The organism is Micromonospora echinofusca (genome assembly GCF_900091445.1).
Lineage (GTDB): Bacteria > Actinomycetota > Actinomycetes > Mycobacteriales > Micromonosporaceae > Micromonospora > Micromonospora echinofusca.
Genome location: NZ_LT607733.1, coordinates 1,749,128 through 1,763,679 on the forward strand (window position 1 = coordinate 1,749,128; position 14,552 = coordinate 1,763,679).

Annotated in this window: 14 protein-coding genes; 8 read left to right on the top strand and 6 right to left on the bottom strand. The window is 72.5% G+C overall.

Annotated features, from left to right (window positions below; genetic code table 11):
* Position 1: 1 nt before the first annotated feature.
* From GA0070610_RS08045 to GA0070610_RS08055, 3 genes are all read right to left on the bottom strand, one after another.
* Positions 2-523, bottom strand: a complete 522-nt coding sequence (locus tag GA0070610_RS08045) for a DUF6114 domain-containing protein (RefSeq protein WP_231925970.1) — start codon at positions 521-523, stop codon at positions 2-4.
* A gap of 1 nt (position 524) precedes the next feature.
* Positions 525-1,154: a DUF6230 family protein gene (locus GA0070610_RS08050; protein ID WP_088999443.1), complete on the bottom strand. Its 630-nt coding sequence runs from the start codon at positions 1,152-1,154 to the stop codon at positions 525-527.
* A 175-nt stretch (positions 1,155-1,329) separates the two neighbouring features.
* Positions 1,330-2,109, bottom strand: a complete 780-nt coding sequence (locus GA0070610_RS08055) for a TetR/AcrR family transcriptional regulator (RefSeq protein WP_088999444.1) — start codon at positions 2,107-2,109, stop codon at positions 1,330-1,332.
* A gap of 368 nt (positions 2,110-2,477) precedes the next feature.
* Between GA0070610_RS08055 and GA0070610_RS08060 the strand changes: the two genes are divergently transcribed.
* Positions 2,478-3,158 carry a Tat pathway signal sequence domain protein gene (locus GA0070610_RS08060; RefSeq protein ID WP_088999445.1) on the top strand — a complete coding sequence of 227 codons (681 nt, stop codon included), beginning with the start codon at positions 2,478-2,480 and terminating at the stop codon, positions 3,156-3,158.
* On the opposite strand, the gene GA0070610_RS08065 is transcribed toward GA0070610_RS08060, so the two are convergent.
* Positions 3,146-4,198 carry a hypothetical protein gene (locus tag GA0070610_RS08065; protein ID WP_231925972.1) on the bottom strand — a complete coding sequence of 351 codons (1,053 nt, stop codon included), beginning with the start codon at positions 4,196-4,198 and terminating at the stop codon, positions 3,146-3,148. The genes GA0070610_RS08060 and GA0070610_RS08065 overlap by 13 nt on opposite strands.
* 163 nt (positions 4,199-4,361) lie before the next feature.
* Between GA0070610_RS08065 and GA0070610_RS31665 the strand changes: the two genes are divergently transcribed.
* Positions 4,362-4,484, top strand: a complete 123-nt coding sequence (locus GA0070610_RS31665; RefSeq protein WP_269458890.1) for a hypothetical protein — start codon at positions 4,362-4,364, stop codon at positions 4,482-4,484.
* A gap of 17 nt (positions 4,485-4,501) precedes the next feature.
* Positions 4,502-5,992, top strand: a complete 1,491-nt coding sequence (locus GA0070610_RS08070; protein ID WP_089003357.1) for a CoA-acylating methylmalonate-semialdehyde dehydrogenase — start codon at positions 4,502-4,504, stop codon at positions 5,990-5,992.
* Here the strand turns inward: GA0070610_RS08070 and GA0070610_RS08075 are convergent.
* Positions 5,964-7,493, bottom strand: a complete 1,530-nt coding sequence (locus GA0070610_RS08075; RefSeq protein ID WP_088999446.1) for an acyltransferase family protein — start codon at positions 7,491-7,493, stop codon at positions 5,964-5,966. The genes GA0070610_RS08070 and GA0070610_RS08075 overlap by 29 nt on opposite strands.
* Positions 7,494-7,689: 196 nt before the next feature.
* On the opposite strand from GA0070610_RS08075, the gene ngcE reads away from it, so the two are divergent.
* The 3 genes from ngcE to GA0070610_RS08090 all read left to right on the top strand — a co-directional run bounded on the left by ngcE (position 7,690) and on the right by GA0070610_RS08090 (position 10,988).
* On the top strand, positions 7,690-9,108 hold the full coding sequence (gene ngcE / locus GA0070610_RS08080; RefSeq protein ID WP_088999447.1) for an N-acetylglucosamine/diacetylchitobiose ABC transporter substrate-binding protein: 1,419 nt from the start codon (positions 7,690-7,692) through the stop codon (positions 9,106-9,108).
* Between the two features lie 69 nt (positions 9,109-9,177).
* Entirely contained in the window at positions 9,178-10,086 is a 909-nt protein-coding gene (locus GA0070610_RS08085; protein WP_088999448.1) for a carbohydrate ABC transporter permease, read from the top strand.
* Positions 10,083-10,988 (top strand): carbohydrate ABC transporter permease, encoded by a 906-nt coding sequence (locus GA0070610_RS08090; RefSeq protein ID WP_088999449.1) that lies wholly within the window; start codon positions 10,083-10,085, stop codon positions 10,986-10,988. The genes GA0070610_RS08085 and GA0070610_RS08090 overlap by 4 nt, the downstream gene beginning before the upstream one ends.
* Before the next feature lie 664 nt (positions 10,989-11,652).
* Here GA0070610_RS08090 and GA0070610_RS08100 read toward each other — a convergent pair.
* Positions 11,653-12,645: an N-acetylglucosamine kinase gene (locus GA0070610_RS08100; RefSeq protein WP_089003358.1), complete on the bottom strand. Its 993-nt coding sequence runs from the start codon at positions 12,643-12,645 to the stop codon at positions 11,653-11,655.
* A 190-nt stretch (positions 12,646-12,835) separates the two neighbouring features.
* Between GA0070610_RS08100 and GA0070610_RS08105 the strand changes: the two genes are divergently transcribed.
* Both GA0070610_RS08105 and GA0070610_RS08110 read left to right on the top strand, forming a co-directional pair.
* Positions 12,836-13,798: a MurR/RpiR family transcriptional regulator gene (locus tag GA0070610_RS08105; RefSeq protein WP_088999451.1), complete on the top strand. Its 963-nt coding sequence runs from the start codon at positions 12,836-12,838 to the stop codon at positions 13,796-13,798.
* Positions 13,795-14,544: a sugar isomerase domain-containing protein gene (locus tag GA0070610_RS08110; protein ID WP_088999452.1), complete on the top strand. Its 750-nt coding sequence runs from the start codon at positions 13,795-13,797 to the stop codon at positions 14,542-14,544. The genes GA0070610_RS08105 and GA0070610_RS08110 overlap by 4 nt, the downstream gene beginning before the upstream one ends.
* Positions 14,545-14,552 lie beyond the last annotated feature (8 nt).

Genomic DNA, 14,552 nt, shown 5'->3' on the forward strand with positions numbered 1-14,552 from the left:
CTCAGCCCCGGTCGGCCGGCGTCGGGTCCGGCGTACGCGCGCCCGGCAGCAGCGCGGTGCCGGCGTCCCTGTCGTCGTCCTCGTCCGTGGTCTCCGGCCCGGTTGCCGGGGGCGTCGCGGCGGCGCCGGCCGGTTCGCGCCGCTTGTCGGGCGTCCAGGCGAAGGCGAGGGCCCCGCCGACCAGGGTCAGCAGCATCCCGATCAGGAAGCCGCCGAGGTTCGAGGTCAACCAGGAGACCAGCCCGAGCAGCAGCGACAGCACGGCGTAGAAGACCCGCTGCTGCGGCGTGGCGATCAGCAGCACCCCGCAGAGCACCAGGACGGCCGGCACCAGGTACGCGGCCAGCCCCTGCGGCCCGACGTGCAGCAGCACCCCGAGCGGCGCGCGCAGGGTCACGAGCATCTCCACGCCGCCGAGCGCGATGAGTACGCCGGCGGTGAACGGGCGGCCCCGCCGCCAGCGGCGCCAGCGCCCGCCGGGTCGGCGGGCGGCCGGCACCGGGTGGTGTCGTCCGGCGGTCACGTCAGCATCCGTCGGAGGTGAACGCCATGCGCAGGTTGGGCAGGTTGAACACGGCCGCCGTGGTGGCGTAGTTGTTCTGCCGCAGGTTGGTGATGGTCACCGTGTCGGCCTGCTGGGCGAAGACGCCGGGGTTGCCCTTCACGCCGGGCACCTGGTCGAGGGTGCTGGCGTCCTGCCCGACGTTGATGTTCCGGAACGAGGCGTTGCCGGCGACCTCGTCGCCGTCGACGACCAGGGTGCGGGCGGTGACCGGCTTGCCGTCGCCGCCGGCGGTGATCTTCAGATACACGCCGCCCAGGTTGATGCTCTGGCAGAGGTTGGTCAGCTCGGCCTTGTCGATCGCCGACACGATCACCAGCACCTGACCGCCGGTGTCGCCCTGGTTGGGGCTGTCCGGGATCATCTGGTCGAGGGTGGCGAACTGCTCGAATCCCGTGCCGGTGAGCTTGTCGGCGGTGACGGTGAACGGCATGCCGGAGATGGCGAACTGGGCGCCCAACACGCCCTGGGCGGTCAGCACGACCATGCCGGCGGCGCCCGCGACGACGGTGCCCAGCGTGACGGCGAACCGGCGCCAGCGCACGCCGCTGCGCGGCGGATCGGGTTCGACCGGTGCGATCTGCTCCGACATGACGGCTCCCTTTCGAGATCAATTCATCCACGACAATGGGAAATCGGCTTGAGCGTTTGCGCAGGCTGAAGTTACCGCCGAGTAAATGGCTGGTCAACGGCTGGTGGGGACTGGTTGAGGCGGTATCTGCCAAATGCGGCCAAAGTGAAAAACCGCTGCGGTTTTCGACCAGGCGTCAGGGGAGCGCGGCCGCCTCGCCGGTCGGCGCGCACGGCGCGGTCGTGCCCGGTCCGTCGGCCGGGCGGGCCAGCCGCGTCGCCCGGGCCGCGTCGTCGGGGCCGAGGAAGGGCGCGGTGGCCGCGTAGGTGAGCACCGGCAGCAACTGCGGCAGCTCCGCCGCCCGGCCCCGGGCCACCCAGCTGCGCACGGTGCCGTGGATCCCGCCGACCACGGTGGACACCAGCGCGTCGCGGTCCACGTCCACGGCCGTCGGGCCGGGGCCGGCGTCGGCGAAGAACCGGCGGAAGCTGAGGAGCAGCGCGTCGCGCTCCCGGCGGGCGTCCGGGCCGGCCGCGTCCACCTCGACGAGCGCCATGCGGGCGAAGGCGGGCACGCTCGCCAGCACCTCCAGCAGGGTGCGCAGCGCGGCGCGGGCGGCGTCGGACCACGCCGGTCCGGCCTCGCGGTAGGCGCTCTCCATGAGCTGCGACAGCACGGCGATGCCGTGCCGGTATGCGGCGAGGAAGGCGTCCTCCTTGCCGTTGAAGAGGGCGTAGAAGGCCGGCCGGGTCACCCCGGCGGCGTGGCAGATGTCGGTGACCCGCGCGTTGTCGTAGCCCTTCGTCGCCACCTCCCGCACGAGCCCGTCGAAGAGGCGGTCCCGCTGGGTGGCGGCCACCGCCTCGGCGGAGAGCCGGCGCGGGCCGCGCTTGATCGCGCGGTCGGGGTCGCGGCCGGGTCGTGCGCCCGGCAGGGGCGCCGGATGCGGGCGGCGCGGCGTGGTCAACGTACCCACCTCTCGATTCGATTGACTTTACGACCCTCCGGGGTTTATAACTTTCTGCACGCTCAGTCGGGATCCCATTACCTTGGGTGATCTTCCGGATGGTCACCCTTCGACTCGTCGAAGGAGGGTCCGATGGCCGCCATTATCGCGGAACAGGAGCGCCCTCCCAAGGCCGGAAAGACGCAGGTGACGCCGCTACGCCGCGGCACACCACGCCGCCCTGCCCGCTGACGTCGCGACACCACCGCCACCGCCGCCCGGCCCGACGGCCGCCCGGCATCCTCCACCGCCGTCCGCGACGTGACGGCCCCCGACGCCCGCGCGGACACCTACGCCCGCGCCACGTGGATCACCCCCGTCCCCCGAAAGGAAGAGCCATGCTCAGGTACGGACGAATCGGCGTGGGTCTCGCCACCCTCGCGCTGCTGACCGGTCTCGGCGCCGCCCCGGGCTCCGCCGCCGCCCCGACACCGCTCGCCAACAACGTGCTGACCTACCCGACGCCGGGTGGCACCGCCGTCGCCGTCAACGACGTGATCCAGGCCAGCCTCAGGACCGGCACCAACGCCACCTTCTACTCCTCCGCCACGGGCACCACCGGCGTGAAGTGCGCCGTATCCAGCTTCAGCGCCAAGGTGCTGAGCAACCCGGCGGCCCCGGGCACCGCCACCGAGAGCCTGACCGCACAGTCATTCACCAGCTGCACCACCAACGTCATCGGCACCACCGGGGTGCAGAGCGTGACCGTCCAGAACCTGCCGTACGCGACCTCGGTCACCAGCGCCGGCGTGGTCAAGATCAGCGGTACGGCGACGGCGCCGATCCAGAGCACCGTCGTGCTGAACTCGCTGCTCGGCACGATCACCTGCGTGTACCGGACCGGCACCAACAGCCTGACCGGCACGGCGACCAACGCGAACAACTCGATCACCTTCACCAACCAGACGCTCACGAAGTTCTCCGGCCCCAGCCTCTGCTTCGGCACGGCGTACTTCTCCGCGGCGTACTCGCCGGTGCGCGACGCCACCAAGGGCAATAGCCCCGTCTACGTCAACTGACCGCGCCCCACCGGGCCGGCGTGCGGCGCTGCGTCGCGCGTCGGCCCCCGGCCGTGCGCCGACCAGCCGTCGCTCAGCGTCGCGTGCAGGGCGCGCATCGACCGGATGGCCGAGCGGATCTCCTGGAGGTAGCGGCCCGGGGTGAGCGCCGGCTCGGGCAGCCCGGCCACGTCGGGCAGGGCCGGGTCGACGCCGACGGTCTCGATCGCGCAGCCGTACGGCCCGGCGAGGGTGCGTAGCGCGTCGCAGTGCTGGAACGGCACGTAGATCGGCGCGGTCACCGTCAGCACCGGATCGCCGGCGCGCAGGCGGACGTGCTCGGCCCAGAACCGCTGGGTGTCGGCGGTGTGCGCGCGGCGCCGCGCCGGATCGCTGGACGGCGCCGCCAGCACCCGCACCGGCGGGCCGCCCGCCGGCCGGTACGTGCGCGACGACCAGGAGTGGTGCGGGTGCCCGGCGTCGCGACCGTCGTCCTCGGCCGGGGCGGCCACCGCGAACTCGCGCCGCACCGCGGCGTCCAGCGCCGCCACCTCCGTGTCGCAGGGCGGTACGCCGGCCGCGTCCAGGGCCCGGCACTCCACCTCGGACAGGGGGCGGAAGCTGCCCAGCACCGCCACCTCGCCGGTGACCCGGGTGCCGGAGCGCAGCAGGTGCGCCGCGTACGCGACCCGGCGCTGGCAGGCGTGCGCCAACCCGCCGAGCACGACCAGGTGGGCGTAGCGCGGCCGGGCCGGCACCGCCGGACGCACCATGCCGAGCGCGGCGGCGGTGGCGAGGACCAGCCGCGCGGTGGCCGGGTCGAAGGCCGGCTCCCGGGCGTCCGGGCGCTCGCGGCCACCCCGGAAGTCCCAGTGCCGGGCCGAGAAGTCGTCGAGCCGGGCCAGCGTCGCCGCCAGGTCCCCGTCCGGCCAGTCGCCGCCGAAGTGCCCGACGAGGCCGCGCAGCGGCGCCGAGCCCACCCAGGCCCGTACGCCGGCCGTGATCGCCTCGGCGCTCGTGCCCGCCGCGCCGCTCGGGAGCGCCACCTCACCGGTCTGCACCGCCGGATCGTACCGGCGGCCGGGCCGGCGCCCGGGCGGGTCGTCGCCGCCCGGGGCGACGACTGTCGGGCGGCCGCCGAGCCGGGGGCACACCGACCCTTGTCCCCGCCGCCGGGTGGTGGCAGCGTGCGGTTACCGCGAACGCCGCTGAGAGGGTGCGACGATGACCACCGACGATCTGCCCGCCCGACACCGGGCCGTGCTTCCGTCCTGGATGCCGCTCAACCACGACGAGCCGATCGAGCTGGTCTCCGGCTCCCACGTGGCGGCGGGGGTGGCGGCGTGAGCGCGCCGGAGCACGACGTGGACGTCATCGGGCACTTCGTCGACGGCAAGCCGTTCAGCGGCTCGTCCGGACGGCACGGGGACGTCTTCGACCCGGCGACCGGTCGGCGTACGGCCCGGGTGGAGCTGGCCTCGGCGGCGGACGTCGCGGTGGCGGTGGAGGCCGCCGGGCGCGCGGCCCGGCTCTGGCGGGACGCGTCGCTGGCCAGACGGACGGCCGTGCTGTTCGCCTTCCGGGAGCTGGTGCACGCGCGGCGGGACCAGCTCGCCGAGGTGATCACCGCCGAGCACGGCAAGGTGCTCGCCGACGCCGCCGGCGAGGTGCAACGCGGCCTGGAGATCATCGAGTACGCCTGCGGCATCCCCTCGGCGCTGCGCGGCGGATTCAGCGAGAACGTCTCCACCGAGGTCGACTCGTACACCCTGCGGCAGCCGCTCGGCGTCGTCGCGGTGATCTCCCCGTTCAACTTCCCGGCGATGGTGCCGCTGTGGTTCCTGCCGATCGCGGTGGGCTGCGGCAACGCGGTGGTGCTCAAGCCGAGCGAGAAGGACCCGGGCGCGGCGCTGCTGCTGGCGCGGTGGTTCGCCGAGGCGGGCCTGCCCGACGGGGTCCTCAACGTGGTCAACGGCGACGCCGAGGCCGTGGACGCGCTGCTGGAGCATCCGGGCGTGAAGGCCGTCTCGTTCGTCGGCTCCACCCCCGTCGCCCGGTACGTCCACCAGCGCGGCACCGCCGCCGGCAAGCGGGTGCAGGCCCTGGGCGGGGCGAAGAACCACATGGTGGTGCTGCCCGACGCCGACCTGGACCTGGCCGCCGACGCGGCGGTCAACGCGGGGTTCGGCTCGGCGGGGGAGCGGTGCATGGCGATCTCGGCCCTGGTCGCGGTGGAGCCGGTCGCCGACGCCCTGGTGGCCCGGATCGCCGAGCGGATGTGCCGGCTGCGCACCGGCGACGGCCGGCGCGGCTGCGACATGGGCCCGCTGGTCACCGCCGCGCACGTCGCCCGGGTGCGGTCGTACGTCGAGGCGGGGGTGGCCGCGGGCGCGGTGCCGGTGGTGGACGGCCGCGACGTCGAGCCGGACGGCGACGCCGACGGGTTCTGGCTGGGCCCGACGTTGTTCGACCACGTCACCCCGGACATGTCGATCTACACCGACGAGATCTTCGGCCCGGTGCTCGGCGTGGTGCGCGTCGGCTCGTACGACGAGGCGGTGGAACTGGTCAACGCCAACCCGTACGGCAACGGCACGGCGATCTTCACCAACGACGGCGGCGCGGCCCGGCGCTACCAGCACGAGGTGGAGGTCGGCATGGTCGGCGTCAACGTGCCGATCCCGGTGCCGATGGCCTACTACTCCTTCGGCGGCTGGAAGGCCTCGCTCTTCGGCGACCTGCACGCGCACGGCGAGGACGGGGTGCGCTTCTTCACCCGGGGCAAGGTGGTCACCAGCCGCTGGCCGGACCCCCGGCACGGCGGGGTCAACCTCGGCTTCCCCACCCAGACCTGAGCAGGCGCAGGGTGCCGGCACCGACCAGGTACGCCACCAGCGCCGCCGCCGGCAGCCCCAGCGGCTCGGGCGCCGACCTCGGCGTCTGGGCGTTGACCACCAGGGCGTACACCACGGCGGCGAAACCGGCGGCGGTGAGCGCGCTGCGCGCGGTGGCCCGCCACCCGGGGTCGGCCGGCGTGCGGCCCGACGCGGCCGCGCCGCCGGCCCGCCGACCCTGCCCGGCGCGGTGGGCCCGCCGGCCGTTCCCGTCGCGATCGGCGCCGCCGCCGCGTGCGTCGCCGTCGGTCCGGCCCTGCCCGGCGCGGCCGGTGCGGGCCTCGACGGGGCCGAAGACGGCGACCAGGGCGGCCAGCACCACGGTCAGCATCAGCACCCAGGGCACCCGCCAGGCCAGCCAGGCGGCCGACCCGACCGGCGGGGTCGGCAGCACCCCGGCCGCGTCCAGCGCCCCCACCAGCAGGATCGCCGCGCTGAGGTGCCAGAGGAAGACGGTGAGCACGACGGCGTTCACCGCGATCACCACCTGCCACGGGCGGGGGCGGCGCAGCCAGCGCTCCGCCGGGTCGCGCAGCAGCAGGATCAGCCCGAACTGGGCGACGGTCAGCGTCAGCAGGGCCAGGCTGGGCGGGGCCGCGTTGTCCAGCCGCTCGCCCGGCACGTTGAGCATGCTCACCGGGTACGGTCCGACGGTGGTCAGCAGCACCGTCGCCGCCAGCCCGCCCAGCAGCGCCGCCGCGCCCGCGCGGCGCGACAGCGGCAGCCGACGTTCCCGCGCCCGGTCGCGCGCGGACGCGGGGCGCGGCGGGTGCCCGCCCGCCGCGCCCGGGTGGGCGTCGTGACGCCCGGCGTCGGCGTCGCGCCAGGCGATGCCGAGCTGGTGCACGGCCAGCCAGCCGAAGACGTAGTTCGGCAGCGCCAGTTCGGCCGGGCCCAGCGCCCGCCCCACGTCCCCGGCGACGACCAGCGCGGCCAGCGCCGCCGGCACGAGCAGGCCGAAGCGCCGGTGCAGGGCGAGCACGGCCGGGGTAAGCGGCACCACGATCAGGTAGGCGGCGAGGAACCAGAGCGGGATCGTGGCGAACCACGCGACCGTACGCACCAGCGTCGCCGCGACGCCGACGAGCGACGCGAGCGCGGCCGCTGCGGCGATCACCAGCAGCAGCGCGGTCGTGGGGCGCAGCAGCCGGGCGCCCCGGCCCAGCAGCCAGGCGGTGGCGTCGACGCCGGCGGCCCGGCGGGCGGTCAGCGAGGCGGCGTTGGCGTACCCGCCGACCAGGAAGAAGATCGGCATGACCTGGGCGATCCAGGTGAGCGGGTACGCCCACGGCAGATCGGGCAGCGCGGAGCGTCCCGTCGGCCGGCCGGCGGCGTCCTCGCCGATCGCGGCGACCGCCCAGTGGCCGAGAACGACCATGCCGATGGCGAGCGCCCGGAGCAGGTCGACGTAGCGTTGCCGACCAGCGGGGGTGCGCGCGGCGAGTTGCCGCAGGCGGCGCATGGCCCCGAGGGTACGTCAGGCGCGGGCTGGCCGGTGCTGATAACGGTTCGGTCCCCGGGGGTTGAAGTCCGCGCCCTCCTGCCGTAGAAATTCTTCAGCAACAGTTTGCCAACTGAAGACAAATTCCCCCTGCGCCTCGTGCGGCGGTCGCCATCCCCCATCCGGCGCCCGCCCGGACCGATCCGAGGAGAGACCCATGAACAGGCGTGACATCCTGCGGCGTACCGCCGCCGCCGGCCTCCTGGCCACCCCCGCCGCCGGCCTGCTGGCCGGCTGCGCCACGGGCGGTGGCGACGACGACAAGGGCGACGCCGGCACCTACAAGGGCACCAAGAGCGAGCAGAACCCGCTCGGTGTCAAGGAGGACGCCCCCCTCGAGGTGGTGATCTTCAACGGCGGCTTCGGCGAGGAGTACGCGAAGGCCCACGAGGCCATGTACACCGAGAAATACCCGAAGGCGAAGATCAACCACTCGGCGACGCAGGAGATCGCGAAGACGCTCCAGCCGCGCTTCGTCGACAACACCCCGCCGGACGTCGTCAACAACTCCGGCGCCAACCAGATCGACTTCAACGGGCTGGTGTCGCAGAACGCCATCGCCGACCTGGGCGAGCTGCTCGCCGCCCCGAGCCTCGACATTCCGGGCAAGACGGTCAAGGACACGCTGCTGCCGGGCGCCGTCGAGGTCGGCTCGTACGACGGCAAGTTCCTGGTGATGAACTACACCTACACCGTCTACGGCATCTGGCACTCCACCAAGCTCTTCGCCGAGCGCAAGTGGGAGTACGCCAAGACCTGGGACGAGCACATCGCGCTGTGCAAGCAGATCAAGGCCGCCGGCATCGCCCCCTGGACGTACGCGGGCGCGCACCCGCGCTACATGAGCTGGCCGGTCATCTCGACCGCCATCAAGTTCGGCGGCCCCTCGGTCGCCACCGCGATCGACAACCTGGAGCCCAACGCCTGGAAGTCCGACGCGATGAAGACCGCGGCCGACGCCTGGCACCAGATCGTCAAGGACAAGTACATCCTCGAGGGCTCGCCCGGCCTCGACCACAAGCAGTCGCAGACCGCATGGTGCCAGGGCAAGGCGGCCTTCATCTCCTGCGGTTCCTGGCTGGAGAGCGAGCAGAAGAACGTCACCCCCGAGGGCTTCAACATGACCGTCCAGCCGACGCCGAGCCTGGGCAGCGGCGACAAGCTGCCGTTCGAGGCGATCCGGGGCACCGCCGGTGAGCCGTTCATGGTGCCGGCCAAGGCCAAGAACATCGCCGGTGGCCTGGAGTACTTCCGGCACATGCTTTCCAAGAAGGGCGCGCAGGACTTCACCAAGAAGGTCTCCAGCCTGACCGTGGTGGCCGGCGCCAGCGAGGGCGTCGAGCTGCCGTTCGGCCTGGGCACGGTGGTGAAGGCGCTCGACGCCTCCGGCGCCAACGGCTTCAACTGGGTCTACCCCAACTTCTATCGGAAGCTGGAGAAGAACCTTGTCGACGCTGCGTGCGGCGAGTTCTTCAGCGGACGGATCGGCCCGGCGGAGTTCCTCGACCAGTGCCAGAAGGGCGCGGACTCGATCGCCCAGGACAGCTCGATCAAGAAGTACAAGCGGGCCGTCTGACATCCCGGCCGGTGGGGGCGGGGGCGTCCCGCTCCCACCGGGCCGACGCTGAAGAGGTAGGACCTCATCGTGAGACATGGCAAGTACCCGCTGATCGTCACCTTCCTGGTGCCGCCGGTGTTGCTCTACGTCGTCTTCGTCGTGTCGCCGTACCTCCAGGCGTTCCAGATCTCCACGACCGACTGGCTCGGCTACTCCGCCGACGCCAACTCCGTCGGGCTGGCGAACTTCAAGACGCTGTGGAACGACGACTATTTCTGGAACGCGCTGAAGAACAACGCGATCCTGCTGGCGCTCATCCCGGTGCTGACGATCGTGCTCGGCCTCTTCTTCGCCGCCATGCTCAACATGGGCGGGCGCAAGGGGCGGGCGGGGGTCAGCGGGGTACGCGGCTCGTCGTTCTACCGCACGGTCTACTTCTTCCCCCAGGTCCTCTCGGTCGTCATCATCGCGCTGCTGTGGAAGGAGGTCTACCACCCGAACAAGGGCCTGCTCACCAGCGCCCTGAACAGCGTCGGTCTGGGCGCGCCCACCTGGCTGGGTGATCCGAGGACCGCCTTCTGGTGCGTCCTCGCGGTGATGATCTGGAGCAACGTGGGCTTCTACGTGGTGCTCTTCGGCGCGGCCATGTCGGCCATCCCCAAGGAGATCTACGAGGCCGTCATGCTCGACGGCGCCTCCCGGCTGACCACGCTGTGGAAGGTGACCATCCCGCTGCTGTGGGACACCGTCCAGGTCGCCTGGGTCTACCTGGCCATCTTCGCCCTGGACGGGTTCATCCTGGTGCAGTTGATGACCAACGGCGGCCCCAACTTCTCCACCGACGTCATCGGCGTGCGGATGTACGACACGGCGTTCGGCAGCGAGACCAAGTTCGGCTACGCCTCGGCGATCGGCGTGGTGATGTTCTTCCTGACCCTCACGGTGGCGGTGCTGGCGTTGCGGGCCAGCAAGCGAGACAGGATCGAGTACTCGTGACGACTCTGGACAAGCCCGCCCCCGTGGCGCTGCCCCGCGAGCCCTCCGCCCCCGCTGACCGCCCGGTGCGCCGCGAACTCGGCGTCGCCAACGTGCTGTCGCACGGCTTCCTGCTGTTCTGGGGCGCGCTGACCGTACTGCCGCTGCTCTGGATGTTCATCAGCTCGTTCAAGAGCAACGCGGAGATCCTGGCCGACCCGTGGTCGCTGCCCGGCGCGCTGCGCTTCGACAACTGGTCGCGGGCGTGGAGCGGTGCGCACATCGGCCAGTACTTCCTCAACAGCCTGGTGGTGGTCGCGGGCTCGGTCACCCTGACCATGCTGATGGGGGCCACCGCCGCGTACGTCTTCGCCCGCTACGAGTTCCGAGGCAAGCAGGTCGTCTACTACCTGTTCGTCGGCGGGCTGATGTTCCCCGTCTTCCTCGCCCTGGTGCCGCTGTTCTTCGTGGTGCGCAACGCCGGCCTGTTCGGCACCTGGACGGGTCTCATCCTGGTGTACGCGGCCTACTCGCTGCCGTTCACGGTGTTCTTCCTGACCGCCTTCTTCCGCACCCTGCCCACCGCCGTCGCGGAGGCGGCCCTGGTCGACGGCTGCGGCCACTTCCGGTTGTTCTTCCAGGTGATGCTGCCGATGGCGCGTCCGGGACTGATCAGCGTCGCCATCTTCAACTTCCTCCAACACTGGAACCAGTTCCTGCTGCCCCAGGTGCTCATGCAGGGCGACGAGTCCAAGTGGGTGCTGGCCCAGGGGCTCGCCGCGCTCTCGGTCAACCAGGGCTACGCCGGCGACTACGCGCAACTCTTCGCCGGTCTGACCATCGCGGTGATTCCGGTGCTGCTGGTCTACATCCTCTTCCAGCGCCAGGTTCAGTCCGGCCTGACCGCCGGCCAGCTCAAATAGTCGATGAAAAATGGCTCAGGAGTGCGAGGTATTGACGGGGGGTTACGGCTATAGGTCGATTCTGTTAGGCTCATTCCAGTGTCCAGGTTCATCTACGGGAGGCTTGAATTGAACCGCAGAATCTCCATGGCCGGAGTCCTGGCCGGGTTGTCGCTGGCGACCGCTCTGGTCGTTGCCACTCCGGCTCAGGCGGCCGAAGTGTCGGTGTCCACGTCAGTCCAGCAGGTTGGTGAGATAGGAGTCGCTGCCACCTGCTCGACCTGGCTCTACAGCACCTACAGTGACTCGCACTGCTGGAACGCCAATCGGTTCCGGGCTCGGGTCGAGTGCGATATGGGCACTAACACTTACTACTCCAACGGCCCTTGGAAAACCTCAGGTACTTCGCGGGCCTACTGCGCCGCTGGCGACTGGGCCATCCGGGCGCTCACCGAGGTGGAGTAGTCAATTTCCTTCCGGGAAGCGGGCTTGCCGGATAATTGTCTCAACTATTTGCCATACCGGGCACCGCATTGACGCTATCGGCAGGGCTGTGAACCCGGAGCATGATTGTCATGCTCCGGGTTCTCCCGTGCAATTCACGCCTCTGATGCATTCCATTTATGCCACTGCTTCGTCGCTCCAGGACGGCTGCCACCGGTCGGTGAGTGCCTCGCGCCGGATTTCAGGCCGGCGGTACGGGAACCAGTCGACGGTGCGTCGCCACTGGATCGGTCACCTCGGGCAGGTCGAGCGCGGCGAGCCACGCCGCCGCGGCGGCGCCGTCGCCGGCCGAGTGCAGCGGTGCGTCCGGCCACTGCCGGCCGACCTGGGCCCGCACCGCCGCGGCGAGCGGGGTGTCGCCGGTCAGCAGGCCGCCGCCGAGCACGATCGGGGAGGCGTCGCCGGCCGGGCGGATCCGCGCGGCGCTCTCGGCCAGGTGCGCCGCGGCCTCGTCGATCAGCCCGCCGGCGACCGGCTCGCCGTCGACGGCGGCGGCGACCACGAGGGGCGCGAGCCGGGCCAGTTCCACGGGGGGCCGTCGGGTCACCGCCTGGACCAGGGCGTCGACGGTGTCCCGGGGGCGGGCCGCCACCTCGGCGGAGCCGAGCAGTTCGGTGAGCACCCCCGTCGCCAGCCGGCCCGGCGCGTGCCCCCGGTCGAGGTCGGCCAGCAGCCGGCGGACCGCCTCGCGGCCCAGCCAGAAGCCGGAGCCCGCGTCGCCGAGCAGCCAGCCGTGACCGTCGGCGACCCGGTCCAGCCGTAGCTCGCGGACCCGGGCGGCGATCGCCCCGGTGCCGGCGATGAGCACCGTGCCGTCGGGGCTGGCGGTGCCCGAGGCGTACGCGACCAGCGCGTCGCCGTGCACCGCGTACGGGCAGCGCAGGCCGGCGTCGCGCCAGGCCCGGTCGAAGGCGTCGCGGCCCGCCGGGTCGGCGAGCAGCCGGCCCGCTCCGGCCAGCCCGATCGTGCCGCCCCGCACCCGGGCGGGATCGACGTCGGCGAGCGCCTCCCGCAGGGCGGCCAGCAGCTCGCCGGCGGCCCGCTCGGCGCCGTGGCTGGTGGGGTTTCCGCCGCCCGCCCGGCCGCTGCCCAGCCGCCGCCCGTCCAGGGCGAGGGCGGTCGCCCGGGTGGACGTACCTCCGACGTCGAGACCGACCACGACGCTGCCGGACATCCGCACCCACCCTTCGATCGACGCCGCGTTCATGCTGGTCGGCCCGGCGGCGGCCGGCAAGGGGCGGGCGGGTTCCCCGGCTGTGCGCCAGGTAACAGTTTGAAAACTTCGCCCACGGTCTTGACACGGAGGGGCTTTCAGTAAGAACTTTTACCACTAACAGTTAACACTCTTTTCCGAAAGGTGCCCCATGGTTGATCACGAGGTGGACACCTCCGCGGGGACCGCGGTGGTCGACGCCGGCGCGGTCGACCGGCGGGGGACGCTCGGGGTCGGCTCCGACGGAGTGCTGGCCCGGGTCCGGGCCGGCGCGGGCGAGCTGACGGGGGCACTGCGCCGCGTCGCCGAGCACGTGCTCAGCGACCCGGAGGCGGCCGCCCGGGCGACCATCGTGGAGCTGGCCGAGCGCAGCGGCACCTCCCCGGCGACGATCACCCGCTTCTGCCGGGCGATGGGCTTCGACGGCTACGCCGACCTGCGACTCGGCATCGCCGCCGAGACCGGCCGGGCCCGCTCGGCGGGCTGGACCGTCGACATCGGACGCGAGATCCAGCCGAGCGACCCCCTCTCCCGGGTGCTCGACCAGATCATGGCCGCCGACACCCGCGCCATGCACGACACCGCCGCCCTGCTCGACCTCGCCGAGGTGGAACGGGCCGCCGTCGCCATCGCCGGGGCGTCGCGGGTGAACATCTTCGGGGCCAGCGGCAGCGCCCTGGTCGGCGAGGAGATGCAGTTCAGCCTGCACCGCATCGGGGTGGCGGCCTGGGCCTGGAACGACGTGCACGAGGGCCTCGCCAGCGCGGCCCTGCTGCGCCAGGGCGACGTGGCGCTCGGCATCTCGCACACCGGCCAGACCCGGGAGACCATCGAGATGCTCGCCGAGGCCGGCAGCCGGGGCGCGACCACCGTGGCGCTGACCGGGTTCCCCCGCTCGCCGCTGGCCGAGCTGGCCGACATCGTGCTGCTCACCGCCAGCCAGGCCACCACCTTCCGCCCCGACGCGCTCTCCGCCCGGCACCCGCAGCTGGTCGTGCTCGACCTGCTCTACATCGCCGTCGCCCAGCGCACCCACGACCGCGCCCACGCGGCCTTCCGGCGTACCGCCCAGGCCGTCGACGGGCACAAGGCCGCGAAGGGGGCCACCGCATGATCAGTGCACAGGGGTACGCCGACGCCGTCCGTCCGGTGCTCGACCGGCTCGTCGACGCCAGCGCCGACGGGATCGGCGCCGCCGCCGACCTGATCACCACCAGCCTGCGCGCCGGCGGGGTGCTCCAGGCCTTCGGCGCCGGTCACTCCGAGGCGTTCGCCGCGGAGCTGGTCGCCCGCGCCGGCGGGCTGGTGCCCACCAACCGGCTCTCCCTGCACGACCTGGTGCTGCACGGCGACGCCCCGCGCGACGTGCTCGCCGACCCGAAGCTGGAGCGCGACCCCGCCGTCGCCCACCAGCTCTACGCGCTGGCGGCCCCGCAGCCGCGCGACGTGTTCGTGGTGGCGTCCCAGTCCGGCATCAACGGCTCGGTGGTCGAGCTGGCGGCGCTGGTCACCGGACGCGGCCACCCGCTGATCGCGGTCACCTCGGTCGCGCACACCGCACGGGTCGCCCCACGGCACCCGTCCGGCCGGCGACTCGCCGACCTCGCCGACGTCGTGCTGGACAACGGCGCGCCGTACGGCGACGCACTGCTGCCGCTCGAGGGCGGCGGCGCGGTCTGTGCGGTCTCCTCGGTCACCGCGGCGCTGCTGGCGCAGCTGCTGACCGCCGAGGTCGTACGACGGTTCCACCAGGCCGGGGAGGTACCCCCTATCTACCTCTCCGCCAACGTCCCCGGCGGGGACGAGCACAACCACGCCCTCGAGTCGCGGTACGCCGGGCGCCTCCGGCGCACCGCCTGACCCGAACA